The 25,963-nt window shown below is 46.7% G+C and carries 23 protein-coding genes; 2 read left to right on the top strand and 21 right to left on the bottom strand.

From position 1 onward, the window contains the following. Positions 1 to 40: 40 nt before the first annotated feature. A complete protein-coding gene (locus BST96_RS03005) occupies positions 41 to 838 on the bottom strand; it encodes a class I SAM-dependent methyltransferase (protein WP_169713885.1) in 798 nt (265 codons plus the stop codon). A 309-nt stretch (positions 839 to 1,147) separates the two neighbouring features. On the opposite strand from BST96_RS03005, the gene BST96_RS03010 reads away from it, so the two are divergent. Further along, positions 1,148 to 2,152: an ArsR/SmtB family transcription factor gene (locus BST96_RS03010; protein WP_085757265.1), complete on the top strand. Its 1,005-nt coding sequence runs from the start codon at positions 1,148 to 1,150 to the stop codon at positions 2,150 to 2,152. Positions 2,153 to 2,316: 164 nt separating this feature from the next. Here the strand turns inward: BST96_RS03010 and BST96_RS03015 are convergent, their stop codons facing one another. The 17 genes from BST96_RS03015 to BST96_RS21195 all read right to left on the bottom strand — a co-directional run bounded on the left by BST96_RS03015 (position 2,317) and on the right by BST96_RS21195 (position 21,711). Next, complete coding sequence (locus tag BST96_RS03015; protein WP_085757266.1) at positions 2,317 to 3,114, bottom strand: hypothetical protein; 798 nt, start codon at positions 3,112 to 3,114, stop codon at positions 2,317 to 2,319. 40 nt (positions 3,115 to 3,154) lie between these two features. Continuing rightward, a complete protein-coding gene (locus BST96_RS03020) occupies positions 3,155 to 3,748 on the bottom strand; it encodes a hypothetical protein (protein ID WP_085757267.1) in 594 nt (197 codons plus the stop codon). 14 nt (positions 3,749 to 3,762) lie between these two features. Then, positions 3,763 to 4,752, bottom strand: a complete 990-nt coding sequence (locus tag BST96_RS03025) for a calcium/sodium antiporter (protein WP_085757268.1) — start codon at positions 4,750 to 4,752, stop codon at positions 3,763 to 3,765. 145 nt (positions 4,753 to 4,897) lie between these two features. Beyond that, complete coding sequence (locus BST96_RS03030; protein ID WP_085757269.1) at positions 4,898 to 5,884, bottom strand: adenosine kinase; 987 nt, start codon at positions 5,882 to 5,884, stop codon at positions 4,898 to 4,900. Between the two features lie 116 nt (positions 5,885 to 6,000). Continuing rightward, positions 6,001 to 7,113: a cobalamin-independent methionine synthase II family protein gene (locus tag BST96_RS03035; RefSeq protein WP_169713886.1), complete on the bottom strand. Its 1,113-nt coding sequence runs from the start codon at positions 7,111 to 7,113 to the stop codon at positions 6,001 to 6,003. Positions 7,114 to 7,212: 99 nt separating this feature from the next. Then, entirely contained in the window at positions 7,213 to 8,346 is a 1,134-nt protein-coding gene (locus BST96_RS03040) for an aromatic ring-hydroxylating oxygenase subunit alpha (protein WP_085757271.1), read from the bottom strand. A gap of 90 nt (positions 8,347 to 8,436) precedes the next feature. Next, positions 8,437 to 9,801, bottom strand: coding sequence for an adenosylhomocysteinase (gene ahcY, locus BST96_RS03045; RefSeq protein WP_085757272.1), 1,365 nt, complete (start codon positions 9,799 to 9,801; stop codon positions 8,437 to 8,439). A gap of 40 nt (positions 9,802 to 9,841) precedes the next feature. Next, a complete protein-coding gene (gene metK, locus BST96_RS03050; protein ID WP_085757273.1) occupies positions 9,842 to 11,059 on the bottom strand; it encodes a methionine adenosyltransferase in 1,218 nt (405 codons plus the stop codon). Between the two features lie 407 nt (positions 11,060 to 11,466). Next, a complete protein-coding gene (locus BST96_RS03055; RefSeq protein WP_085757274.1) occupies positions 11,467 to 11,841 on the bottom strand; it encodes an STAS domain-containing protein in 375 nt (124 codons plus the stop codon). 84 nt (positions 11,842 to 11,925) lie between these two features. Further along, a complete protein-coding gene (locus BST96_RS03060; protein ID WP_169713887.1) occupies positions 11,926 to 12,342 on the bottom strand; it encodes an ATP-binding protein in 417 nt (138 codons plus the stop codon). Positions 12,343 to 12,353: 11 nt separating this feature from the next. Then, entirely contained in the window at positions 12,354 to 14,225 is a 1,872-nt protein-coding gene (locus BST96_RS03065; RefSeq protein ID WP_169713888.1) for a SpoIIE family protein phosphatase, read from the bottom strand. Positions 14,226 to 14,284: 59 nt separating this feature from the next. Then, the gene (locus BST96_RS03070; protein WP_085757277.1) at positions 14,285 to 15,232 is read right to left on the bottom strand and encodes a LysR family transcriptional regulator; all 948 of its coding nucleotides are present in this window, start codon (positions 15,230 to 15,232) and stop codon (positions 14,285 to 14,287) included. Positions 15,233 to 15,316: 84 nt separating this feature from the next. Next, on the bottom strand, positions 15,317 to 16,777 hold the full coding sequence (locus BST96_RS03075; RefSeq protein WP_085757278.1) for an alpha/beta hydrolase: 1,461 nt from the start codon (positions 16,775 to 16,777) through the stop codon (positions 15,317 to 15,319). Between the two features lie 42 nt (positions 16,778 to 16,819). Next, on the bottom strand, positions 16,820 to 18,895 hold the full coding sequence (locus BST96_RS03080) for a cation:dicarboxylate symporter family transporter (protein ID WP_157117829.1): 2,076 nt from the start codon (positions 18,893 to 18,895) through the stop codon (positions 16,820 to 16,822). Positions 18,896 to 19,090: 195 nt separating this feature from the next. Continuing rightward, positions 19,091 to 20,275, bottom strand: a complete 1,185-nt coding sequence (locus tag BST96_RS03085) for a DEAD/DEAH box helicase (protein ID WP_085757280.1) — start codon at positions 20,273 to 20,275, stop codon at positions 19,091 to 19,093. A gap of 60 nt (positions 20,276 to 20,335) precedes the next feature. Further along, positions 20,336 to 20,959: a serine hydrolase gene (locus tag BST96_RS21190; protein WP_085757281.1), complete on the bottom strand. Its 624-nt coding sequence runs from the start codon at positions 20,957 to 20,959 to the stop codon at positions 20,336 to 20,338. After that, positions 20,932 to 21,711, bottom strand: coding sequence for a serine hydrolase domain-containing protein (locus BST96_RS21195; protein WP_169713889.1), 780 nt, complete (start codon positions 21,709 to 21,711; stop codon positions 20,932 to 20,934). Before BST96_RS21195 ends, BST96_RS21190 begins: the two co-directional genes overlap by 28 nt. 120 nt (positions 21,712 to 21,831) lie before the next feature. Between BST96_RS21195 and BST96_RS21200 the strand changes: the two genes are divergently transcribed. Continuing rightward, the gene (locus BST96_RS21200) at positions 21,832 to 22,440 is read left to right on the top strand and encodes a type II secretion system protein (protein WP_169713890.1); all 609 of its coding nucleotides are present in this window, start codon (positions 21,832 to 21,834) and stop codon (positions 22,438 to 22,440) included. Here BST96_RS21200 and BST96_RS03105 read toward each other — a convergent pair whose 3' ends face one another. From BST96_RS03105 to BST96_RS03115, 3 genes are all read right to left on the bottom strand, one after another. Beyond that, the gene (locus tag BST96_RS03105) at positions 22,441 to 23,523 is read right to left on the bottom strand and encodes a DUF3179 domain-containing (seleno)protein (RefSeq protein WP_085757284.1); all 1,083 of its coding nucleotides are present in this window, start codon (positions 23,521 to 23,523) and stop codon (positions 22,441 to 22,443) included. Positions 23,524 to 23,564: 41 nt separating this feature from the next. Beyond that, positions 23,565 to 24,047, bottom strand: coding sequence for a hypothetical protein (locus tag BST96_RS03110; protein ID WP_157117832.1), 483 nt, complete (start codon positions 24,045 to 24,047; stop codon positions 23,565 to 23,567). Positions 24,048 to 24,123: 76 nt separating this feature from the next. After that, the gene (locus tag BST96_RS03115; RefSeq protein ID WP_085757286.1) at positions 24,124 to 25,800 is read right to left on the bottom strand and encodes a sulfatase-like hydrolase/transferase; all 1,677 of its coding nucleotides are present in this window, start codon (positions 25,798 to 25,800) and stop codon (positions 24,124 to 24,126) included. Positions 25,801 to 25,963: the final 163 nt, after the last annotated feature.

The following is a 25,963-nucleotide window of genomic DNA, read 5'->3' on the forward strand; positions in this document are numbered from 1 at the left end:
TATCTGGTCGCTTTTATCTGACTAAACTGAAAACTAACAATTAAGCTAAGCCTTTGATGGGCTGTAAACCAAACTTCCAGAGTAAGGTTTCTTCCTGATCAATATCTTCCAGTTCATCTTCAGCAAACTCGGTAATTTCTTCCATCAGTTCACTTAAGGTAGCGTCACTAAGACTCCAGGTTTCGTTATTGGTGCGATTAGCCATTCGCTCAAGAATAGTACGACCGGAAATGGTCTCTTCCCAGTGACAACCATCCACTTCTTCACCCAGCTTGCCACCCAATTTACCGATAAACTCATAAAGCGCTGGGCCTGCTGCATCAGTGGGGATCATATCGGAATCGATACCGGCGGTCATAATTCTGGCAGCGGTACGCAGTTTGCTGGCGTTGGTTTCGGGGTCAAGAATATCACGACCAATAATAAAGGTACCGCCCGGCTTTAGTACGCGAGCAGTTTCACGAATGGCACAGCGCCAGCAATCCACCTGATGAAAAACGTTAGTGGTAATAACTGCATCAAAGGTGTTGTCAGCAAAAGGCAGCTTTAAAATAGTACCCACGGAATTTTTAATGGGGATATTGCGGTCAGCGCCTAATTTTTTACTGGCCTTTTGCATATGGTGTTCAATATCCAGAGCAATCATTTTAGTGTGCGCTGCAATAGGTACGGAGATACGGCCGGCACCACCCCCTAAATCCAGTATGGTGGCACCTTCGCCGACCATATCCGCAACAGAGCGGCCCAACTGCTCAGCGGCATCCAGAGGGATATTGTTGATATCGTTATAGATCGCTGCGATCTCTACGTAGGACATTTCGTTATAAGCTTTACTCATCATTACCCTCATTAGTCAGCTGTACTGATCTGCTAGATAAACACTTATGCGCGCTTGAGCGCAGTAATATGCAACCCACTATACACCGATAAGACTACATATCAATATATATTGATATAAAAATATATGGATATTTGCCAACATTAAATAAATCAAGATATTTAACTGCATAAATCAACTTAAAGGCCATAAAAGACCTGCATTTACCCCATTATAAGCCTGCTTTTATCTAGATAAACCCGATTATTCGCTAGTATATGGACGGTACTTTTTTGAAGGCCACCCACCAAGCTGATAGACTGCCGCACTATGAGCAAGACTGATAAAACAGAGACCCCCCTACCCAAGTCTACGGAAAGCTTTGAAGCACTGCTCTCTCTATTCAAAGCCAGCAGCGACCAAATGCGGGTTAAGGTACTCCACCTACTGAATAAGGACTCCTACGGTGTGTTAGAGCTCTGTAATCTGTTTGATTGCAAGCAGCCCACCATGAGCCACCATTTAAAAACCCTGTCCAAGGCAGGTCTGGTATCCAGCCGCCGGGAAGGCAGTAGTATTTATTACCAACGGGTCAGACGCCCCGCTGACGATGAATTTGAGCAGTTGCAACAGTCTATCTTTGCTGCGATTGATAAGTTACCGGTACCACCACCACAGGCGGCCAGAATTGAGCTCATCAAACAGGATAGAGCCGAGGACTCCCGTCGCTTCTTTACAGAAAACTTTGAAAAAATCAGCCAGCAGCAAGCCCATGTCGCCTCCTATGATTTATATAGCCAGAGTACGCTGGAGCTTATTGAAAAATATACCCATAGTTTTGCTGCCGGAGCCAAGGTCCTGGAAATAGGCCCTGGTGATGGCGACTTCCTGACAAAACTATCCCCTTTATTCAAAGAAGTCTACGCCCTTGATAACGCCAAACCGATGCTGGAGGCTGCACAAAGCACGGTCGCCGAACATAAGCTCTCCAATATTCACTTTATTGAAGGTGATACCCAAAGCAAACAGCTTGAAGAGGTTGAGGTTGATGTGGCAGTAACCAATATGGTGCTGCACCATATCCCCTCCCCTGCCAAGACCTTTGTCGATGTCGCCAAACACCTACCGGTCAATGGCCAGTTTTTTATCTCTGAGTTATGCAATCACAATCAGGATTGGGTGAAAGAATCGGTTGGGGATTTATGGATGGGATTTGACCCGGATGATATTAGCCAGTGGGCGAAGGAAGCGGGTTTTAGTGTGGGTGATAGTATTTACCTGACCCAGCGTAATGGTTTTAGAATTCAAATCCGGCAGTTTATTAAAACGGCCTGATCCCCAACGACCTTGTTGTAGGGTGGATTATAATCCACCGATGTTGATGGCTTCTGGCTGGATTTGGTGGATTATAATCCACCCTACGGGCCAAGAAATTTGAGCAAAAAAAAACGAAGGCTGGATTTATTTCCACGCCTTCGCTTTGCCGTTAACAATAAGTTTTATCGAGGCTGCTCAATTTCCTGATTACGTAAAACTGTAATCATATAATCGGAAGTTTCCGCACCCACCATCATATCGATTTTTTGCCATACGGGATCTAACTCACGAGAGAAGATCAAGGCACGGTTTTGCTGCTCACGGGTGGCAGGGTCAGTGCTAACCACTTTATCGGCAATATCATCAAGACCGTTATCCACCAGAGAAATCCAGTGATCAAGATAGGTCTGAGCACTTTCAAATACGATGCCATTATAAGCGTCAGTATCAGAACGCTGGGCCAGCATCCAGGGTGACATAATCGCATTTTGCGCAGAAGATAATAGCGCAGGAATAATGCCATCAAACTCTTTACACTTGCTCTGTGTGTCAGTCAGCGGAATAAAACACTTTTCCATATAAGGGAGGTTAACGCCCAAGTCTACTGCCGGCAATAAATCCAGGTGGAAGGCATAGGTCTCACCCCCTTCAGGCATGATGGGGTCCATACCAGGAGGCAGGGTTGAAAATACAGAATCTAACGTGAAATTGGGTACCAATGAATCAGGCTGGGTAAAGGCGAAGATCATATGGGAGTCCATACCGATGGGGTCAACCGCTACACCGATGTAAACCATTTTTTTAATGGGGCCGTCACCACCATCCCAAACACGTAAACCACCAACAGGTAGGCCACCAAAACTTTCCGCGACCAAGGGAAGAAAATCTCCGCCCGCTGTGCCTTTGACCTCATTTAAATCAAAGTGCTCAACAATTTGATCCAGGGTTTTATTACTCAGTTTACTCGCCAGGGTATCCATCTTGTCTCCGTTAACTATTTATCGGTTATTTAATCAATGCTTACTGTAGTGCCTGAATGGCAGGATGCTGCAATGATAACAGTTTCAAATAAAAATGGCCTGCAAAACGCTCGGGAACATCCAGCGGCGTCTCTAACATGGGTAAAGTTATGTTAAGTGATTCACCTGTCTTATTGATACTGAGGGAAGTTTTTAACCAAGCGGGGCCGCCCTCAACTTTGGCGCCGTTTATGTGGATAGCCTCTGCCGATAGACCATCCTCTTTCATCAGGAATGTCTGGATATATGCCGCATCATCAACACCGGTATCACTATAAGCACGACTGGGTAGAGCCGCTTTGGATTTCATTTTTATCCATAACTCACCCGTGGGTCGACCATCATTATCCAGCGGCTGAAACACATGAATATGAATAATATCCTGCTCGACGGTGGGCTTACTTAAGACAAAAGCCATAAAGCTATCAGCCTGATACTTGGGCAAAGCCTGGCCGGTGGAAAAATGCTGATCCAGCTGCGACAAAACGGATAGTTGAAAATAATCGCTATACGCCGTCACTTTAATTTGCTCAGCGCTGAGAGATTTATCCGCCAGACACAGTTGAGCTGCTAAAGCCTGTGATTGAATATCCATTATCGTTCCTTTATTTATCCAGCGACTGCCTGATATAGCATCACTGAATGGGCTATATACAGCGCCAGCAAACATACACCTTTAAAGCGAGAAATAACGCCGACTTCACGAGATGCTCTAAAGTTCCACGCAAAAATAAGTAATACCACCGTCATCACAACCATCATCGGAAAGTCACGGCTCATCACCTCTGGGGCAACAGCACTGGGATTTAACAAACCCGGCAGCGCCATAACGCCAACAATATTAAAAATATTTGAGCCAACGATATTACCCACAGCAATATCATCTTCAGAGCGTCGCGCCGCTGCTATAGTGGCTGCCAGCTCCGGCAAGCTGGTACCAATAGCCACAATGGTCAGGCCAATAATTAAATCATCAATGCCCATAATAGTGGCAATTTCTACGGCGCCCCAGACTAATAGCTTGGAAGAGGCTAACAATAAACCCAAGCCGACTAATAACCAGGTAACAGCAAAGCCTAAACCAGAATCTTCTGGCATTTCTTCTTCCCACTCTGCGGTTAAGGCATCGCCCTCGCTATTTTGGCGTACATCCCAGAGAGTAAATAGCAGCATACCCACCATGCCAGCAATTAAAATGGCGCCATCCATAAAACTTAAATGCAGGTCATATAACAGCGCTGCGGCTACTGCCATGGCCAATAACAGAATCGGCATCTCACGTTTTACCAAGCGGCTTTTAATTTGCAGCGGATAAAAGAGTGCCGTTATCGCCAGCACCAAGCCTACATTAATAATATTTGAACCAATCGCATTACCAATCGAAATACCTGAATTACCTTCGAGTGCCGCGATGGCAGACACAAGCATTTCAGGTGCCGAGGTGCCGAAACCCACAATTAAAATACCAATAATTAAGGGAGAGACATTAAAAACTTTGGCCATCACCGAAGCACCCAATACAAAGCGATCGGCACTCCATAGCAGCACGATAAAGCCGACAATAATTGCAGCCATGGCTAATAAAATAGATGTTGTCATTAAGCTTTCACTGTGTAGGGTGGATTATAATCCACCTGTTTTTACGATCATGGTTTGGTGGATTGCAATCCACCCTACTTGAGATAAAAAAAAAGCCCTGCAAAACAGGGCGAAAAAAAGAGACCTGAATAAAATATCTACAATATTAAGCCAGTAAAGCCTGATGGGCTTCAACGGTTAGGCGAGGACCATAATCGGCCACTACCTGTGATGCCGCTTTACTAGCCAGATCACCCGCTTGGGCAAATGACATACCGTGGGTAATACCATATATAAAGGCACCGGCAAACATATCACCTGCACCATTGGTATCAACCGCTTTAACCGCATAGGGCTGGATATCGATAAGCTCATTGCCATCAAACACCACCGCACCTTCTGCACCCAAAGTAATCGCAAAGGTTTTTGCCACTTTCTTAATAGCAGCAATCGCTTCATCAAGGTTCTGAGTATCGGCAAAACCCAGAGCTTCGTCTTTATTACAGAATAACAGATCAACACCGTCGCCAATCATTTCCTGCAAACCGGGCTTAAAGAATTGCACCATACCCGGATCAGACAAGCTGATTGAAGTTTTAACATTGTTCTGCTCAGCCAACTGACGGGCTTTAATAGCCGCCGCACGGCCAGTATCAGAGGTCACCAAATAACCTTCAAAGTAAACATACTCTGAATCGGCCAATGCCGCTTCATTAAGGTCAATGGCTGAAAAAGTTTCACTAACACCCAGGTAAGTATTCATGGTGCGCTCGGCATCCGGGGTAATCATTACCAAACACTTACCGGTAATACCGTCAACTTTTTCACCATCAAAATCAGTATCAACACCGGTGTTTTTTAAATCATTCAGGTAAAAGTCACCGTTTTCATCATTGGCTACTTTGCAAGAGTAGTAAGCGCTGGCACCGAAGCTACTGGCAGCTACCACACTGTTACAGGCAGAACCGCCGCTGGTACGCTTGGAGTGAACCAAATGGCCTTCCAGGTTTTCAATCAACTCATGCTGACGGGCTTCATCAACCAGGGTCATTAACCCTTTTTCAATGTGAAAGCTTTGCAAATCATTATCGCTAACATCTATCTCGGTATCGACCAGCGCCGCACCCAGACCGTATACATGGTATTTCGCCATTTTATTGCTCTCTTATTCTCTACTATAGAGTCATGTAGGGTGGATTATAATCCACCAATTAGCATGCATAGCATGCATAGAAAGAGGGTGGATTATAATCCACCCTACGCGTAGGACTAGCTAAACTGGTTTCTTAAAGACTCGGCCGCTAAACACATGGCTTTCATTTTACGGAAAGCAAAGTCACGGTCAAGGAACCACATACCGCAATCGGGTGCCAGGCTGATACGCTCTTTAGGAATAACGTCCATCGCATCAATAATCATCCGACGAATGCTTTCTACGTCTTCAACTTCACCATCAGGGTCAAGGTTAAGAACACCTATAGCGACATCTTTATCACCCACTGATTTTAAGAAATCGGGGGTGTGTCCGGGCTGTGCATATTCGGTATGAATGGCATCTACATCGGTATGGGAAATCAGCTCAACCGCTTTGGGGTAGATTGGGCTTGGCTCTTTTAAATCAACATTCTTTGAATAACCGTAACAGACATGTACTGAAGTCAGGCAGTCCACGTCTTTAATCATGCGGTTAACCGCTTCAACGGTAAAGTCTTTACACTGACTATAACGGAAATGTACTTCTGGCTCATCGATCTGGATCAGGTCAACACCGGCGGCGGCCAATGCTTTTAATTCCTGATTCAGTGCATCGGCAATCGCAAAGCACAACTGAGCATGGTCAGGGTAAACCCCCATATCCACCAAACGGTAGGACAGCGTCACCGGTCCAATCACGGTAATCTTGGTGCGGTTAGCTGAATAACGCTTTAGAAACGGAATATCGCTAACCACCATTGGGCCCGGCCATTCGATTTTTTCGCGCACTGCGGGAAACAGAACTTTCATTGACTCTTTAGGGGTTTCTTCTTTTTCAAGATCGGCGCCGACATTGGTCGCCTTTCTTTTCATTTTCAGATACTCAGTCACATCATTATGAAAGTTAGTAAATTCAGCAGGGTTCTCCTGATCAATACCTTTCAGATTATAGAAGTGACCACTAAAGGTTTGACGCCGCACTTCTCCATCAGTAGCAAAAGTAATACCGGCAAGGTTTTGATCATAAACGGCAAGACGTACACCGTCATCGATGGCATCTTGCAAGTTATCCTGGCCAACATTCCACCAGGTACCTTCTTTGGCATAGACTTTATTATGATCAGCCAACCATTTTGGCTTTACATAACTACCTACTAACTGAGTCGGAAATAATTCTGTTTTCCACATGCTTTTGTCTCCAGCATAATTAAACATTGTCGTTCCCGCAAAAGCGGGAACCTGGATCCCCGCCTTCGCGGGAATGACAACCCCTGGAGGGATTGCCTGTTAGCTTTCTGGGCTAACTAATGGGATAGCATCGAGAACCCAACCTTTGCTGTCTCTGCGACCGGGAGAAGGTATAGCAAAAGCGATATCGCCTTTCATGCTCTGTGCCTTCTTCCAGTCGATCTTCCAACCATTATTTTCCCACTGCTTAAGATATTCGCGGTAACTAATAATTGGCGCATCGGTAGGAACTAATACTTCTTTGATATTGCTATTGGGCGTACGGATTGGATTAATTTCTTTAACTACGTCCACATCTTCCTGAGCAATCGCCAGGTTGATTTCCATAATATCTTCATCGAAATCTTCATCGATCATGGTGCTGCGTGTTGTTAAAAAGAAAATTCGGGTTTTTTCTGCATTGATCGGTGCTTCAAAAAAGTACTGACGGTACTTGGTATTTTCCTGTGGCTGAATCCAGGTTACAACGGAATTGGGGCCCATATGACCAGAACCAGCAACAATCAACTCACCGCCACCTTCCGCTTCAACACCGGCAGCATCACCACCCAACAAACCTTGTTTATGACGAATAAAACGCAGGGTAAAGTGGCTGGCAAAATCTTCTTTCTCGATGTCGATCGGCTCTTTTTTCCAATCACGGGTTGGGGTAGGCGCGCCCTGGTTAGGGTGTACATATTCGTTGTGGGCAGGATCAAGACCGTTCTCGATAGAACGCTCATAATAATAATCCACGTCAAATACATGAATATCACACTTACCCCACTCCGGGTCGTCAAACTCTTCAGCTTCCCAAGCAATCGGGGGACGCTCTGCTTCTGGCAAGTCACCCAGGAAAGCAAACACGATACCGTACTTCACTTCAGTCGGATAAGCGTCGACTTTGGCGCGATTGGGGATTTGGTAGTCACCTTCATTCAGTGTTGGGATATCGACACATTCACCGCCATTGTTAAAAGCCCAGCCGTGGTAAGGACAGACAACGTTACCGTTTTCTACTGTACCTTTACCGAGTGAACCGCCACGGTGAACACATGTGTCTGCTATAACAGCAGGCTTGCCTTCGCTATCGCGGAACACGGCTAATTTAACGCCAAGGACCTCAACTCTTTGAGATTCTTCAGCGGTCAGGTCTTTATCTAAGACAATGGGATACCAGAAATTGATATACATAGTGTTTGCATCCTAAGGGTGTAGTTTAAATTATTCATTGTAAACACTTGTGCCCCCTGCCTCTACACAGCAGGGGGAACTTTACAGTGCTTAATACTTATAACTCTCAACCTTATAAGGCCCATCAACCGGTACATTGATATAATCGGCCTGTTCCTGTGTCAGCTGAGTAATCACGCCGTTAAAGCCCTTCACCATATCCGCTGCCACTTCTTCGTCCAGCTTCTTCGGTAATACTTCCAGCGTAATCGCATTCGCCTTCATATTGGCTTCCAGATCCGCAAATTTGCGCTCATACAAGTAAATCTGTGCCAATACCTGGTTGGAGAACGAGCCGTCCATAATACGCGAGGGGTGACCCGTAGCGTTACCCAAATTCACCAATCGACCTTCTGACAACAGGATTAAATGGTCGTTGCTGGCCTCATCACGGTAAACCTTGTGAACCTGAGGCTTCACCTCGTCCCATCTCCAGTTCTTACGCATATAGGCCGTATCAATCTCATTGTCGAAGTGACCAATATTACAAACCACCGCACCGTTCTTCAGACTCTGCAAGATCGCTGAATCACACACATTGAAGTTACCCGTTGTGGTGACAACCAGATCAGTATTCTGTAACAGAGCAACGTTGATATCTTCTACCTTGCCAGTGTTAATACCGTCGTTATACGGCGAGACTACCTCAAAGCCGTCCATACACGCCTGCATCGCACAGATCGGGTCAACTTCGGTCACCTTAACAATCATACCTTCCTGACTTAATGACTGAGCAGAACCTTTACCCACATCACCATAGCCAATCACCAGCGCTTTCTTACCCGACAACAGGTGGTCAGTACCACGCTTGATCGCATCGCTTAATGAGTGACGACAACCGTATTTGTTATCGTTCTTGGACTTGGTCACAGAATCGTTAACATTGATCGCCGGGACTTTTAAGCTGCCTTTATCCAGCATCTCTTGCAGACGGTGTACACCGGTGGTGGTCTCTTCGGTAATACCGTGGATAGCGTCTAACATCGTGCCGTACTTCTCGTGCAGCATTAAGGTTAAATCACCACCGTCATCCAATACCATATTGGCATCCCAGGGCTGGCCATCTTTTAAAATCGTCTGCTCAAGACACCACTCATACTCTTCTTCTGTCTCACCCTTCCAGGCAAATACCGGTACACCCGCCGCCGCAATCGCCGCCGCCGCGTGGTCCTGGGTCGAGAAGATATTACACGAGGACCAGCGCACTTCTGCACCCAGTGCGGTCAGGGTTTCAATCAATACACCGGTCTGGATGGTCATATGGATACAACCCAGGATCTTGGCGCCCGCCAATGGCTGGCTGGCACTGTACTTCGCACGCAGGGCCATTAACGCCGGCATTTCTGTCTCAGCAATATTCAGTTCTTTACGGCCCCATTCGGCTAATGAGATATCGGCAACTTTATAATCAGTCATGGTCTTTTCCTTCGTTTTTCTCTGTATAGGTAAATAGGGCTTAGGCGTTCAGGGCAGCTTTCAGGGCATCGGCACGGTCAGTCTTTTCCCAGGTAAAGGCAGTAAACGTGTCTGACTGTTCATTGCCCTGCTCGTCGGTCCAGCTGTAGGTGTGCTCAAAAGGCTCACGACCAAAGTGACCGTAGGCAGCAGTTAATTGATACATCGGGTGCTGTAGGTCCAGCATCGTGGTAATGGCATAAGGGCGCAGGTCAAAGGTCTTGCGGATGGCTTTAATCAGCTCATCGTCAGATACCGTACCGGTGCCAAAGGTGTTGACGGCTATCGACGTCGGCTCGGCGACACCAATCGCGTAAGACACTTGAATTTCACAGCGGTCGGCAAGACCTGCCGCAACTACATTCTTCGCCACATAACGGCCTGCATACGCGGCTGAGCGGTCAACTTTAGAGGGGTCTTTACCGGAGAATGCACCACCACCGTGACGGGCCATACCGCCGTAGGTGTCTACGATAATTTTACGGCCAGTCAGACCACAGTCGCCCACAGGGCCACCAATCACAAAGTTACCGGTGGGGTTAATATGGTATTCCGTGCCTTCGTGCAACCACTCGGCCGGCAGGACGGGCAGGATGATATTTTCCAGCACGGCTTCACGCAGGTCATCTAAAGAAATATCGGGATCGTGCTGGGTAGAAAGAACCACGGCATCGATGGCCACAGGCTTGCCCTCTTCATAGCGCAGGCTAACCTGTGATTTGGCGTCAGGGCGCAACCAGGGCAAGACCTTGTCTTTGCGCAGGTGGGCCTGGCGCTCTACCAGGCGGTGCGAGTAGTAAACCGCCGCAGGCATCAGTGTATCGGTTTCGTTAGTGGCATAGCCAAACATCAAACCCTGGTCACCGGCACCCTGATCTTCAGGCTTGGCGCGGTCAACTCCCATATTGATATCGACAGACTGTTTACCAATGGCATTCAGTACGGCACAGCTGGCGCCGTCAAAGCCTACTTCAGAGCTGTCGTAGCCGATGCCGGTGATTACATCACGGATAATATCTTCCAGATCCACATAGCAAGAGGTGGTTAGCTCGCCTGCGACAATGGTCATACCGGTTTTAACTAATGTCTCAACGGCAACACGGGCAACCGGGTCGCGACAGATAATGGCATCCAATACGGCATCAGACACCTGGTCAGCCATTTTATCGGGGTGGCCTTCAGACACTGACTCTGAAGTGAAAACTGAATATTCTGACATGTTAAGAAGCCTCTTGGTCTTTGGTACGTTTTAGGCAATCACTCGTTGGCCAGTAGCGCCTTATTGGTTCTGAGTGCTGCGAAGTGGTGACACGATAACATCAATATATTTCAATATCAATATATATTGATATAGTTTTTTATTAGCAATAAGTACCCTACATAGATCTCAGAAAAAATCATAAGACATTGATTTAAATGATATTTTAAGAAATATTAAAAGATAGAAAAATTATCAGTCGCTCTTTTCAGTTAAGCTAAGAAATTAAACTTATGTATTATGATTTGAAAATATAGGCTGGGCGGGATAAACACTTTAGCCCGTAGGGTGGATTATAATCCACCGCTTAGGCTGCTTCGGGTAGGGGCTTGGTGGATTATAATCCACCCTACATAGACGACAGAGGCTTATTGGTCGTCTATGACTTGCTGCTGCATATGGCTGAGGTACTCGTCCATTTCTTCGTCGTTTTTGAAGATGGGTACATCTGGCAGGGCCTTGACGATATCAAAGACTTTCTTAATCTGGGGCTGCATTTTTAAAATACCGGTTTTACCGCCCTTGGCCTTCATGGATTTAGTGGCTTTAAAAATAACCCGCAAACCGGCACTGCTAATATATTCAAGGTCGGTCATATCAAAGACAATAAGCTGCACCGCTTCCGCCACCAGACTATCCAGCTCAACTTCAAGCTCAGGGGCCGTGATGGTATCCAGACGACCATTCAAGCTAACGCGTTTTGAGGCACCCTGTTCGGCAGTAATTTTGATATTTAATGACATAATCAATCCTTTATTTCCAGATCTGTTTTTTAAACAGTCTAATTGATTTTTGGCTATATGCCAGCGATTGTTTGGCTAACACGGTTAGCGACAGTTTTTACAGACGGTAAAGATATTATGACCGTCTTTATATTCATAATGCTGCTGATCACTCAGCTTGGTAATCAGCGGAATACCCAAGCCGCCAATCGCAGCTTCTTCAGAGGGCAGACCCAGCTCAGGGGCGTTTTGCGCCAATGGATTAAAGGGCCTGGCATCATCGGTAAAGGTAATAGAGAGTTGCTGTGCCGTTAGGCTGAGGTTGATTGCAATCTTATGCGGTGCCTGATCCTGGTAGCCATAGTTAATAATATTGACGACCAATTCTTCTGTCACCAACAGCAATTCTCCGGCGGCATCCTTATCAATATGGTTATGATCAAAATACTGCTGCAAGGTGGCCTGCAGTGTCGTTAGCTCACTCAGTGTATTGCTTATCTGGAATTGGTGATCGTTATGCACAGTGGCAGCCTTCAGTGGCGAGTAATAGTCATAATCGTCAAATCATCTGACGGTTCAGCATCTGCCCGAAATTTTACGACATCATTAAGAATCAGCGCTAATAATTCATCGTTATCGGAACTATGTGCTGTGCGAATAAGTTGCTGTAGACGCTCTTCCCCATAGTGCTCATCTGCCGGATTGGCCGCCTCGTCAATACCATCGGTGGTTAGCACCAGAGTGTTGTTTAAGGCCAGTGTCGTGGTGGTCACTGCAAATGCAGCGTCGTCGTAAAAACCCAATGCGGGGCCGGTCTCCATGGCAACAAAGTCGCAATCCTCCGCTTTCTTCAGCGGCGGGCTATGGCCAGCACTGGCCAATTCCATCTCACCCGTCTCAGTATCCAATTTGCCGCAAAGTACGGTAACAAACATACAACTATCGTTATCCTGGCAAAGCTGCTGGTTAATCAGGGCCAGCAAATCATTAAGTTGGGGGGTAATAACACAGAGCTGGCGCAACATGGTTTGGGTCTTTGCCATAAACAGGGCCGCCGCAACCCCTTTATCTGACACATCACCTACCGCAAAAAATAATGTTTTATGATCCAGCATCTGATAGTGATAAAAATCACCGCCCACCGATTTTGCCGGTTCTAATAACGCGCTGAGATGCCAGCAGCCCTGACGAACACTGGACTTGCCATAATCCGGTAGCATTTGCATTTGGATATCATGGGCGGCACCCAGCTCACCTTGCAACCGCTCTCGCTGCGCGGTTTCCTGATTAAGCTGCTCGATATAATCCTTTAAGGAAATCTGCATACTTTTAAATTGCCGCGCCAGCGAGCCCACTTCATCTTGTAAATCAAACTCGGGGATTTCTGTATCAAGTTCGCCCCGCGCTAAAGCGCGACTGGATTGTGTTAAAGATAACAAGGGAATAGTCAGGCGGCGAGAAATTAAAATCACAATCACGGTTAGCAGTAACAGACCTGTTATGGTGATTAGTATGCTGTTATCACGGTATTGCAGCAGGGTTTTATTCAGTTCATCCAGCGGCACAATAATGGCAATAGACCAACCGGTTGCACTAATGGGCTGATAGCTTATCCAACACTGGGCAACATTGTTTGTGCTATTGGTTTTGGCACGGCAGGGAGCCCGCAAGGTATCTGTGTTGCCCGCTAACATATTGGTAAATAGTTGCTGCATTTTTTCTCGGTTTTCAGGTAGTACCGGAATATCACTGACATTAGTCATTACCCTTTCCGGATTTGAATGCGTAATCATATTGCCCTGATCACTGACAATATAGGCATAACCGTTTTCACCCACACCCAATTTGGATACCAATTTGCCAAGACGCTGCAAACTGATATCGGCGGTAACTACACCTAGTAGCTGCCGCGATTTGGGTGGCGCACTATAAACAGGCACGGAAAAAGTCACCATATCAATATTGCCACCGCCAATATCGGTATAAGGTTCAGACCACACATCTTTGCCTGTCGATACCGGCCGGGTATACCAGTCTTTGCTGCGAAAATCGTAGGAGGCCTTGCTAAGATCTTCATAGGCCACGGTATCGCCCTGATGATAATAATAGGGGGCAAAGCCCTGATCATTGCTGGCATCGCTTAGGGGCTCCAGCGCTATCGCCATACCGTAAATATCCTGGTGTTCAGCAACAATACGCTCAAGCATTGATTGTATTTTTTCTTTATCCACTTCTTCAATGGACACCACCGCGGCCAATGTATGCACACTATCGCTAACATTGTGCACCAGGTTATCTACCCGGTTAATCATTTCTGATTTGGCTAAATGAGTTTTGGTTTTAATTTGTTGGCGTAGAAAATTTTCTGCGGTGGAATATTCGTAATAGGAAAGCAGTATAAACAAGCTCGCACTGGCACCCAGTATCCATACTACAAGACGATGGCTGACAGAGCGAAAGTGCATCACTTGCGTTTAACTACCCAGTGTTTGGCGGTAATAGTGGCGATTTTTTCGGTTAGCCACTGATGGGCCTGGCTGGTAAGTGTGCGGCGATGCTGGGCCAGGCCAATCACTTTTTCCATACCCTTAAGCTCTTTCGGCAATTCTATTTTTACCAGCTTTTTATCTAACAGCTCACTATTTAAGATAAAGGCCGGGCCCGCCATCAGGGCATCGGAATTCTGCACCACTTGCAGGGCCGTTAATAAATTACTGGTATGGAAAAAACAATGGCGCTGTTCACCCAATTCCTCCAGCATGCTATCAAACACAGGCACCGACTTGATGGCATCGACCGGGAAACAACGCACATAGTTGTAGGCCAACAAATCTTGCAGTTTAGGTTTCTTTTTTGAGGCCAATGGGTGTTTGCTACCGGCAATAATCACTGGCTGGTTTGACAGCAGCGGTAAAAAATCAATATCCACTTCATCGGTTTTTTCTAAATCGATAGCAAAGTCGATACTGCCTTTGGCCAGCATATCTTCCGTACCTTCGGTATATTCAATGGCCTGCACGACAATATTGGGGGCTTCTTTTTGTAACTCGGCCATTAAGGGGCCAAACAAGCTCTGGCCAAATTGCTCAACTACGGCAATGCGAAAGGTATGCTCGTAGGTGGCGGGATCAAACTCGGTTAATGACACCAGATTGCCAACGGCATTTAGCAGGTCAGGAAGATGTTCTTGTAATTCCTCGGCGCGAGGGGTTGGTATCAGGCCACGGGCAGCGCGGGTAAATAAGGGGTCATCAAATAAGTCGCGCAGGCGGGACAGTGTTCGACTCATGGCAGGCTGGGTTATAAACAGGCGCTCAGCGGCGCGGGTAACGTTGCGCTCCTCCAGCAGTACTTGCAAAGTCACCAGCAGGTTGAGATCAATACGAGACAGTTTGTCGGGTGAAATTAACATAGCGGTCCTTGGATATCATATCGTTACATTACAGCAAATTATATCGATCTAAATTAGAATAAACAGTAGCTATAGTCAATAATTCTAAGGGCTATCAATAAAGCCAATAATGCTGTCTTCAAGATAATCGTAGAATGGGTTATAGCGTAGCCTTGAGAGCTGATCCATAGACACACCAAATACGCCCCGCTCGCCTCTTTTCTCCATGGAGCCAAGATGCAAAATATCCCCACCCTGCTGCCGCTCTTCTGCGCCATACCATGGATCATTCGCGGCAAAAGGCAGGGCCACATGGGAGAGCGAATAAACGCCCGAGGGCCAAGCCAGCGTCAGGGCTTGTTGCTGCCACTGCTGCTGATCGTGAGCCCGAACTAATTCCTCTACGGTCAGCGAGTTCTCGGATTGATTACGTATCACCTTAATATCAAAGGGCGTGGTAGGCCGGCTCTTTAAGTTTTCCAGCCACTGCTCATGGCCGGTACGCAACATAGGAGCAATACTGGCTGAGCGATTAACATCAAACAGAATCAGTTGATTATCACCCGCATCCAGATAGTCCAGCAAACCGCTTATCACCGCATCCGCTGGAATCGTGGCATCAACAATAGATTGAAAGGCCAGCACCGGTGGAAATGCATTGAATCCACCATTATTTTTCCTTTGCTGTAAACGCTCTTGCAAAGAACTGGTTAGCTTATAAATTTGTTCTCCAGCGGCCACTGGAAAAGAATTATATTTATAGGGGTCATACTCCGGCACTACATCCAACCATGCCAACTTATCCAGTGTGGGTAAATCTGACAACAGACGTTGAGCACTGGCAAATACGGCAATAGCATCAACTTTTAAAGCTGGGGATAGCATCACCAAACCATCGGGCACTGGCAGTTTTTTATTCTCCATCGCCAGCAAACTATAGTCAGTAATAATAGCTGCACCATTGGAATAACCCAGCATATAAAACGGCAAATCCCCGCCGGTAGTTTTATGTAACCACTGCGATGCCAGGGTGACACTATGCCGAAAATCTTGCCAGCGGGTATCACGCAGTGCCGCCGGGATAGTGCCATGCCCCGGCATCCTTAAACCGACAACCAATAGATTGTTAGCATAGAGTGATTCTGCTAAGGCCCTTACACTATAGGGGCTATCAGAAAGGCCATGTACCATAATCACCGCTGCCTTTGGCGCCTGAGGTTTTAGTACAAAGCTTTTATTCCAGTTAATAGCATGGCCTTGGGCATTGAGTGCGCTGCCAGGTTGATAGCGGTTCCAGCTTACTAACGCTGGGTCGGCCTTATCTGCTATCAATCTATCAAGCCGTGTAAATAGTTGCTCTTCCTGTTCCAGGTATTGTTCAAAACTGTTTATTTCTTTGATATCCAGAATGAGTTGATAGTCTTTGACCACTTCATCCAAATGCCAATAGGATAAGGCAGGCAATGTTTTCGCAAAGAAGTAGGCGATAACCAGAATGGCAACTGCTAGCACAGACAAGCTGGTCAATAGATTAACAGCAGTACGATAAAGCAAGGTTTTAATCATGGTTATTTTTGGCAGTTATTCTTGGTTAAGCAAGCCATACACTTATTGGCCTTTAATCCAATAATCAAATAATTGATCAATGGAGCGATTGCGTTTTTTGCTGGCTATCCAGTTTGTCATAAAGTGTTCAAAGTCATAATCGTGCCGCGTAATAGGAAAGGCCAGCAACAGAGGCGGCAGGGCTGGCTTGGGCACCACAACACTATAGTTAGGGTATAACAGGCTCCAGGCAGAGGCCGAGGCAGCACCAAAGAGTAAAGCATCTATATTTTGGTACTTCTCATTAAACAACAATCTGGGTGAGGCCAGCTCCCAAATATTATTATGGCCAAGATGTGTTCGTATACCATTGCGGTAGAAAAACGCCTCCGGCACACCGAGCAGTAAGTCATCTTTCTGATCAACAATTTTTTGCCAGGTATTGAAGGAAGATCGACGGTCGGTTTTAACCAATAGCGCGATAGTCTGCTCGCTATAAGGGGCGGTTAATGTGTAGTCTTTCATATTCTCGGGAATCAACGGCATACCCGAGGCAATATCGATATAGCCGGACTCTAATAAGGGCGCGGTGTCTTTGCGATAAATCCGCACAAACTCCACATCAACCCCAAGGTCGGCCGCCAGCATATTCATAATTTCAATATCAAAGCCCACCAGCTTGCCTTGCTTATTATGAAAGGCATAGGGCAAGTCATCCCTAAAATAACCCACACGTAATTTTCCACGCATGGCAATACGGGTCAGGGTATTACCCGTTAGCGTCTGGTTCAGGCTATTGGCCGCTGGCTCTTTTAAATACGTCGACTTCACCTTGTAGGTCGTAAAATCTCTATTGATAAATTTTTCATAACCTTGGTATTGGTGACTAATGCTGTCAAACACCTCACTAATCATTAGTAATATGCCGAGGGCTACTGGCGGTACAAAGACCAGAAAACGCAGCAGGCGTTTCCAGACCATTCTTAACTGACCACTCACGGTGGTAGCAATTAACAAGGACAGCGACACGGCAAACATCACCGAGAACACCGCCCCCAGACGGCTAACAATTAAATTTTCGGAGACCACAAAAAGATCAAACATACTGCCGCTGATATTAAAAATATCTAATAACACGGGAACAGCGAGAAAGATGGAACCAAATAACTGCGGCAAACCTTGTAACACCAGGTTTTGATAATCACCAATAATGATTCGCTCACCGGAAAACCAGGCTGAGAAAATAATAAATAGCAGTGCAAACAGTTTACCGCCAACCGGCAGGCTAAAGCTGATGGGCACAATAATATTCGGCAGCTGATCGGCGGACTGATGGGTGCAGTGGCGCAGCTGTAATAAGGCTTTTATTTTTTCTGCGACTAAAGGTATCACCACAAAAAAACTGCCGGTGGCAAAGGCGGTAATTAAGCCTTCACGGCAAACCAATATCACTTCCCGATAATAAAACGGTGTAAGAATGGCAACAATCGCTGGCAGCACAATAAACGATAACAAAAACATAATAGCCGCAGCGGTGGTGATATAGACAAATAAGCCATCGATCTGCTGTGTTTGCAATGTGGCCAAAGCACTTTGGGCAATGCAAAAAACGGCCAAAGGTGCCAGCTTCATAGTCAGGCTATTGATATTGGCAATAGCAGATTGCAACTGACCAAGATAATGCAGCGTCGCCTTATTATCTTTAACCCCTATAAGGCCAACCCCCATTAAAATACTAAACAAGACAATCGCCGGGATTAAGGCATCGGCAAAGGCGGTAAAGGGATTAGAGGGTATAAACAAATCAACCAAACCCACTTGCTCGATTTCTTTAACGGTATTAGCACTGTAGAAGGATGCATTGGGCCAATCGGGAAAAGCGGCAGGCCCGGTCAGCACCACCAATAGGCACAAGGCCATTAAAGGTATCAGTACCAGCAAACCTTTACGCATTAGTGTTAGACCCTGGGTGGGCTGCAAGCCACCAATGCCCGCAATCAGCGACAGTGAAATATAGGGCAGCGCGGTCATTTGCAATAAGGTCACAAAAGCCTTGGCCATCATTTCCGTGCCGTAAAAGGCTTGCTCGCTGTAATAACCTGCCAACAGCCCTAGTACCATGGCTATTAATATAATCATGGTTAATGAGGGCGCTTTTAGTTTATTGATAATCACACGTTTCCAGACTTTTACTAATAATTATCTCTAGTCTAGCTGATTATTAGATGGGTGTTAGCTTCTAGCCCTTTTCCCATAATCTCGCTGCCCGCAGGGTGGATTATAATCCACCGGTTTGAATACTGCCGAGCAGGGATTGGTGGATTGCAATCCACCCTACTGGGATCTGGTTTTTTTTACATAATTCAAAATAGAAATAGGCACCACTTTTTTAGCTTCAAAGCCTTCTATCTCTCTTCGCTCAATCAGATGTTCCAAACGGCGCTCTATGGCACACAGGCGTTTGAAGTCATCTTTAGAAACTAACGACACCGCCTCGCCACTGGCCCCGGCTCTACCGGTACGGCCGATACGGTGAATATAGTCATCGGCATCATCGGGCAAGTCATAATTAACCACCCGATCAAGATTATCGATATCAATACCGCGCGCGGCAATACCGGTGGCCACTAACATGCCTATTTTGCCAGATTTAAAATCCGCCAGTATTTGCGTGCGCACCGCCTGACTGCGGCCGCCGTGAATAGACTCGGCTTTAATACCGCGTTTTTCTAATTGGCTGACCAGTTTGGCAGCACCGTGTTTGGTGCGAATAAAAATTAATGCCTGCGTCCATTGACGGTTTTGAATCAAATGGCTTAGTAGCGCCGACTTGGTATCTTTATCCACAGTAATTAACCACTGATCAATGGCATTGGCATCGTTTTGATCGGCGACAATGGATACTTCCACCGGTTTATTAATCGCGGTCTTGGCCAGAGAGCGCACCTGGCGGGATAAGGTGGCAGAAAACAGCAGGTTTTGCCGTTGCTCTGGCAGGCGCTCAATAATCTTGTTGATATCGGCGATAAAACCCATATCCAGCATTCTATCGGCTTCATCCAGTACCAGCAGCTCTAACTCATCAAAGTACAAAGCCCGTTGATGGGCCATATCTAATAGCCGGCCCGGGGTGGCAACCAGAATATCGACACCGTAAATAAGCCCATGCTTTTGTGGCTCTGCATCCACACCGCCAACCATCACCATCGACCTAAGATTTAAATGCTTGCCGTAGTCGCTAATATTGGCCTCTACCTGCATCGCCAGTTCACGGGTAGGCACCAGGATTAATGCCCGAATACGCTTGCCACGCAGTTTGCGCTCGCCACTTAGCAGCTCCAATATCGGCAACACAAAACTGGCAGTTTTACCGCTACCGGTCTGGGCGGTGGCCAATAGATCTCTGCCTGCCAATACCGCAGGAATAGCCTTTTGCTGTATCGCGGTTGGGGAGCTATAGCCCTTTTCGTTAACCGCTTGGGTAATAGGGGCACTTAATCCCAGTGTGGAAAATGTCATGGGGTATCTCAGGTAGGGAAAATACAGGGGTGTAATCGAAGCGCTATAGTAACAGTTAAATCAGTGCTGATCGTTGATTCGCAGAAAATTACCTTCATCACCACTAAATATCATACCTTTGCGGGTCATCACCAATGCCATAGTAGCGGAACTCTGCACCGGCCAGCGAAATAAGCCCGGCCCCACAGCGATTAATGGGTAGGCCCTCTCCCCTGAGAACTGCGCCATTAGCTGCTGCTGATTAAGGCTGATGGTTAACTCTCGGTCGGCAGGCTTGCCGCCAAAACGCCAGGTCACAGGTCGATAGCTGCCAATATACTGCTGAGGATTTTTTAAGGGCACAGCAGGTGCTTTAACCGGCTCGGCCAAGCCCTGAATAAGCGCCTTCTCAACCACGCTGCGCATGGCACTTAGGGACTGCGGCTGAAAGGCATTAATCACCAGAAAATAACCCAACCCCGCCTCTTTGGAATAAGCGAAGTGAGCCAGATAGCCATCGCCATCACCCCCGTGACCATAGAATCGATGACCGCTGACAAACCAGTCATATAAGCCGAGACCATAGCCATAGTCCAGGCCAGCCTGAGCGGCAAAGGAGGTACGCGGCGTTTCCATTCGGGCTAATTGCTTAGCCGATAAAACCGGCGCCCCCTGATTTAAAAAGACGCGCAAAAATTTCGCCATTTCATCCGGCGCAATAGCCAGCTCACCCAGCGGTCGATAAACCGTATGCCAATAGGGAATGGGGTTTTACCATCACGGTTATAACCGGTAATCAGGTTTTGCTGTAACGGAGCCTGAAAACTTAAACTGGCTTTGACGATACCCAACGGTTTAAAAATTTCTTCGGCGATAAAGTCGTCAAAGCTTTGCCGGGTGCTTTTTTCCAGCACCAAACCGGCAAGCCCGTAATTGGTATTGCTATAACTATAAAACTCACCGGCGGGCCATTGCAGGGTGTGTTGATCGGCAAATTTTTTTAACGCCGTATCCAATGGGATAGGGATATTATGATCCCACTCTGCCTGTGACATATCCGGCAAACCACTGGTTTGCTCCAGTAATTGCTCTAAGGTCAGGGGTTGAGTAGCAGACCATGGGTTCTGGTAATAGGCTGGCCCCAGGGTATCGATAATGGGCTTATCTAAAGCAAGCAGCTGTTTTTCTTCGGCAATCAGGCTGGCGAGGGCAACAAAGGACTTGGTAATTGAACCCACCCTAAACCAATGGGAGGGATTAACCGGCTGGGGCTGCCCCGCCAACTCTACACCGCGCACGGTGCTAAGCAGGGTTTGTTGTGAGTCCGTGATCACCAGACTATAGGCGGGGGTAGCCTGCTCCTTACGGATCGTATCCAGTTGTTTAAGCAGCGTACTGATGGCGGGCTGTTCAATAGCCGACGCAGTGGCTGAAAAATAACCGCAAAGTAGCAGCAAATATACGGGCTTGGCCCTATTTCGTAGCCAGCTAAAGATCATAGGCCTCAAACTTACCAAATTTATACACATCAACTACAATAACATAGACTAGCCAGCCACCTATTGATGGACAGATTTATGCGACTAAACAACCTTATTGCTTTATCCCCCTCCCACTCAAAACAGCAGGGTTTTACCCTGATTGAGTTGGTTGCCGTTATTGTTTTACTCGGCATCCTTGCGGTGATCGCGCTACCTAAATTTATCAATCTATCTGACGATGCCCATCTGGCGGTAGTACAAGGCACTGCCGGCGCCTTACAGATTGGGGTTAAGAACATTGAAGCGCTCTCTCAGGTTACCGGTGTCACACAAGCACAACGGGATGTCCCCGGCAGTTTTAATGACGATGTGGAAGTCAATAGTCGTGGTTTCCCCTTGGGGACCAGCTTGTCTAACGGGCAGCTTAATAACGAAGTTATTGCCACCAATAGCGGCAATAATGATTTTGGCTGTAGCGATATTTGGACAGCGCTTTTAACTAACCCACCATCGACTTCGCGCACGATTGATGGCTCAGACTATCAAATTGATCGCCATACTAATGGCCAGTCGTGCAGCTTTGTATACCGTAAAAACGGTGATGTAAATGATCGCACCAGCGCTCTGCTGGGTATTCTCTACGATTCTACCGATGGTACTGTTGTTGTTTGCGGCAGCAGTGTTACAGGGGCGCCTAGCTGCTAGTTACATAATCACCTGCGTATGCGGAAACCAGTGAGACCAAATGCCAAAAAATATCCCGTTATGGGTGGCAAGCTGCTCACCGGTTTGCGCATTGAGTAAACGCACCACGCCGTCGTCATCGGCACTTATCATTAAGCTGTCTGGCCCCAGCTCAAACTGATAGCCATTATTGGCTTTGGCAAAATCCGGGTGGATGGCCACAGCTTCTGTACCATTATCATAACCGTAGATCATTGCCTTATGGTTCATGCGATTATCTGCCAGGCTTAAGGTGGGGAAGATAAACCCCTTCTCTGGATCAAACTGATCTTTTAATGGCTGTTCAAACGCTTTTAAAGCCAGCTCATCTACCAGCCGATCAAAGGGGTAGAGAAATACCTGTGCTTCAGGGTAACGAGCTTTAGCCTGCCCCCATAGCATCATCGTGTTAGGGATAATATCGGGAGCATGATCGGTAAATTCCGACTGCATGGTAATTTGCTGCAAGGCGGTACCGTGGTTGTTATCTTTAAACAGTAAATTATTATGGGTTTGAGATAATACATTTAAGTCAGACTCACCCAAACCATAATCCCCCTCCACTACCATCGGCAAATTCGATAAACCGCAAAAGGTCATTACAATCTCTTTGCCGTCCACCTGCCAACCGGCGATATGGGGAATTTGTAAATGTTCCCGTGGAAATATACGCACTGCATCGCCTTTAATTTCTACGGCATAGACTACGGTATCATCGCTAATCACCGCATCGGCTTCAGCTACGGAAAAAAACTGCGCGTCTTTTTGCTGGGTTGGGAATACCGACTGCATCATATAGATTTCGATAAAGAAGGTGGTAAAAACACCCAGCGATGCCAGTGTCATTAACTTCCTGTTCCACTGCTGCCATTGAATACTGAGCACCCACAGCCCCAGCAAAGCCAATATTTGCAAGCTGATATAAAGCGCCACATTATCGTAGTAATTTAATAACCAATCACGGGGCACATTAATCATCTGCCCTATTTCGGTCATTAGCACAGCAAAGTAGATCGCTACAACAGCCAGTACGGCGGCATACAGATTAAACAGTGTTTTTTTCATGGGCTGAAATTATCGCGCAATCAATTAAAAGATAAGTCTAGTTAAAAACGACGGCTGATAGCAATACCAAACACTTCAATAACTTCACCATCCACTTCATCCAGATCGAGAGTAGGTGCTACGCCGTATTCGCCAATATGAAAATCATAGGATGCACTCACCCTGACCAGATCTTCAGTATGGCCATGGGAGCCATGGATACGCTCTTTGCCTGCACCAAGGCCAAAACGCCAATGATCATTAGGGTGCCAGTAACCGGCCAGATAATAGACGGACACACCATCACCGTCATGGGCCTGCGGGGTTCGCTCATAGGTTGCACCCGCCCCCCAGCTGTTATTGATACGGTATTCATATTCCAGACCAATGGATAAGTTATTATCGCCATCACTATGGGTTACGCCGAAAATAATACCCGGCGTATGGTGTTTAAATTCGCCATTATCAGACGCTGCCTGTAAGGGCGTAGAACAAGATAGCGCAACAATAGCAGCCACTAATAACGTCTTTGACAAAAAAATCATATTGCTAAGCCATACAAAAAATATAAAGAAGGGCAAAAAAAAGAGCTGGATAACCAGCCCTTTTTTTAGTGACAACTTACATCATTGGCGCCTTTTGTTTAGTCAGGAAGGCTTTAACTGCCGCCTGCGACTCAGGACGTAAATTGGTAATACCGTCATAGGGAATACCGCGAGCAGGTCCCTCGTCAGGGAATTTTTGCTTACGCATCATATGGCGCTGAATAACACGCACAAACTCAGCACCACCCCATGCACCGACTTCTGTCGATACTGGCCATTCCTCACGGGTATCACGGTGTAGATCATAGAAGTTGGCACCAATCGGATTTTTACCCGGCGGAGGCACTTCCAGCTTCAGGTGTTCCTTAACCACGGCAGCCAGTTTATTACCGGTATAAATCATCACATGGTCACGACGGCCCTTGGTTTCACCTAATAGCAGCAAGGCACTTTGGTCAACACCATCAATCAAACGGTCGGTAGGAATATTATCTTCTGCACTGGCCAGACGAGCCAGGGTAGTAAATAAATCACTCACCTGAAAAATATCCGAGACGATAGAATCCGCTTCAATCATACCCGGCCATTTAACAAAGGCATCTACCCGCACACCACCTTCAGTAGTATCCGCTTTACCGCCACGGAAAACCAAGGGTGTAAAACCACTACCTGGTGAGTACTTGGTAAAGTGGCCGTTGTCACCCATCAATACTAAAATCGTATTGTCAGCAACGCCCAGCTTTTCCATTTCAGCCATAATATCGCCAACCCACTTATCCAGTAGCTTAAGCTTTTCAACATAGGTACCACCATTGGGCGTTGTGTACTGGTCATAAGGAACACGGGCACCGGTTAATGGGTATAGAGGCCAGTACTGTAAGAAAAAGGGCTCATCTTTAGCAGCCAGCTTTTTCAAATGCTCCATCGCCTGGTCCTGATAGCGATAATTCATTTCTTCATACTTTTTCTCGTTCCAGCGCTCACCGGGCTTCATATACACTTCTTTTGGCTTGCCGCCTTTTTTAGCTTCTAACGCAGTCACCATGGCGGAAGCATCGGGGCGGAACCAGCGATCTTTGGTAAAGCGGCTGTCGTAATTGTTTTCACCGATACCATAGGCGATTTCTTCATTGGCAGCGTCGTCATGAAAAATAGTTAACTGGCCCTGTTGATGCACAGGAAACGCCGCAAAATCAAAACCCTGGTTATGGGGCCAGGACTCGGCAATATCGCCCATATGCCACTTACCAATATGCACGGTGTTATAGCCGGCTTCTGATAACACTTCCGCTATGGTGACTTCTTTACCGGCCAAACCAAAACCGGCGATATCCACGGCGGTATCACCCATACCATTGCGGTGTGGCTGGCGCCCGGTCATCATGGCGACACGGGTGGGAGTACAGGAAGGCTCGGTATACATCCGGGAAATACGCATCCCTTCATTCGCCAGTTTATTCACATTGGGGGTTTCATAACCACGCAGGGCATTGAGCTCAGGGATACCCATATCACCATAGCCGATATCATCTACCAAAATATAAACAATATTTGGCGCCTTGCCGCCGTTCTTTTTCTTAAACTGGGCCAGCTTATCATCTACGGCCTTGTCGTCTTTTTTCCATTGCTCGCCATGTTGCGCCTGCAATACATAGTATTCAGCATCATGGTTTAGCTTGGTCTCTGAGAAGGCCAATGGCGATGCCGCCATAACGAGGCCTACTGCCGAAGCGAAGGTTTTCAATAATGTCATTGTTTGGCTCCTTGATATTGTTATCTTTGGTACACGCATAATCCAGGGGTAAGGATAGCTCAGGCAAATAGACTCGTTCAGCCCATATTGCGCAAGCTGGCATTATCTGCAAAGATGGCTTTTGAAAACATCAAAAAATAAGAATTCTGAGTTATTGGCCACT

The sequence above is a fragment of the Oceanicoccus sagamiensis genome (assembly GCF_002117105.1).
Taxonomy (GTDB): domain Bacteria; phylum Pseudomonadota; class Gammaproteobacteria; order Pseudomonadales; family Dasaniaceae; genus Oceanicoccus; species Oceanicoccus sagamiensis.

Coding starts and splice junctions, on each gene's coding strand:
- BST96_RS03005 (WP_169713885.1), bottom strand. CDS start 838: ATGAGTAAAGCTTATAACGAAATGTCCTACGTAGAGATCGCAGCGATC.
- BST96_RS03010 (WP_085757265.1), top strand. CDS start 1,148: ATGAGCAAGACTGATAAAACAGAGACCCCCCTACCCAAGTCTACGGAA.
- BST96_RS03015 (WP_085757266.1), bottom strand. CDS start 3,114: ATGGATACCCTGGCGAGTAAACTGAGTAATAAAACCCTGGATCAAATT.
- BST96_RS03020 (WP_085757267.1), bottom strand. CDS start 3,748: ATGGATATTCAATCACAGGCTTTAGCAGCTCAACTGTGTCTGGCGGAT.
- BST96_RS03025 (WP_085757268.1), bottom strand. CDS start 4,752: ATGACAACATCTATTTTATTAGCCATGGCTGCAATTATTGTCGGCTTT.
- BST96_RS03030 (WP_085757269.1), bottom strand. CDS start 5,884: ATGGCGAAATACCATGTATACGGTCTGGGTGCGGCGCTGGTCGATACC.
- BST96_RS03035 (WP_169713886.1), bottom strand. CDS start 7,113: ATGTGGAAAACAGAATTATTTCCGACTCAGTTAGTAGGTAGTTATGTA.
- BST96_RS03040 (WP_085757271.1), bottom strand. CDS start 8,346: ATGTATATCAATTTCTGGTATCCCATTGTCTTAGATAAAGACCTGACC.
- ahcY (WP_085757272.1), bottom strand. CDS start 9,801: ATGACTGATTATAAAGTTGCCGATATCTCATTAGCCGAATGGGGCCGT.
- metK (WP_085757273.1), bottom strand. CDS start 11,059: ATGTCAGAATATTCAGTTTTCACTTCAGAGTCAGTGTCTGAAGGCCAC.
- BST96_RS03055 (WP_085757274.1), bottom strand. CDS start 11,841: ATGTCATTAAATATCAAAATTACTGCCGAACAGGGTGCCTCAAAACGC.
- BST96_RS03070 (WP_085757277.1), bottom strand. CDS start 15,232: ATGTTAATTTCACCCGACAAACTGTCTCGTATTGATCTCAACCTGCTG.
- BST96_RS03075 (WP_085757278.1), bottom strand. CDS start 16,777: ATGATTAAAACCTTGCTTTATCGTACTGCTGTTAATCTATTGACCAGC.
- BST96_RS03080 (WP_157117829.1), bottom strand. CDS start 18,895: ATGATTATATTAATAGCCATGGTACTAGGGCTGTTGGCAGGTTATTAC.
- BST96_RS03085 (WP_085757280.1), bottom strand. CDS start 20,275: ATGACATTTTCCACACTGGGATTAAGTGCCCCTATTACCCAAGCGGTT.
- BST96_RS21190 (WP_085757281.1), bottom strand. CDS start 20,959: ATGGCGAAATTTTTGCGCGTCTTTTTAAATCAGGGGGCGCCGGTTTTA.
- BST96_RS21200 (WP_169713890.1), top strand. CDS start 21,832: ATGCGACTAAACAACCTTATTGCTTTATCCCCCTCCCACTCAAAACAG.
- BST96_RS03105 (WP_085757284.1), bottom strand. CDS start 23,523: ATGAAAAAAACACTGTTTAATCTGTATGCCGCCGTACTGGCTGTTGTA.
- BST96_RS03110 (WP_157117832.1), bottom strand. CDS start 24,047: ATGATTTTTTTGTCAAAGACGTTATTAGTGGCTGCTATTGTTGCGCTA.
- BST96_RS03115 (WP_085757286.1), bottom strand. CDS start 25,800: ATGACATTATTGAAAACCTTCGCTTCGGCAGTAGGCCTCGTTATGGCG.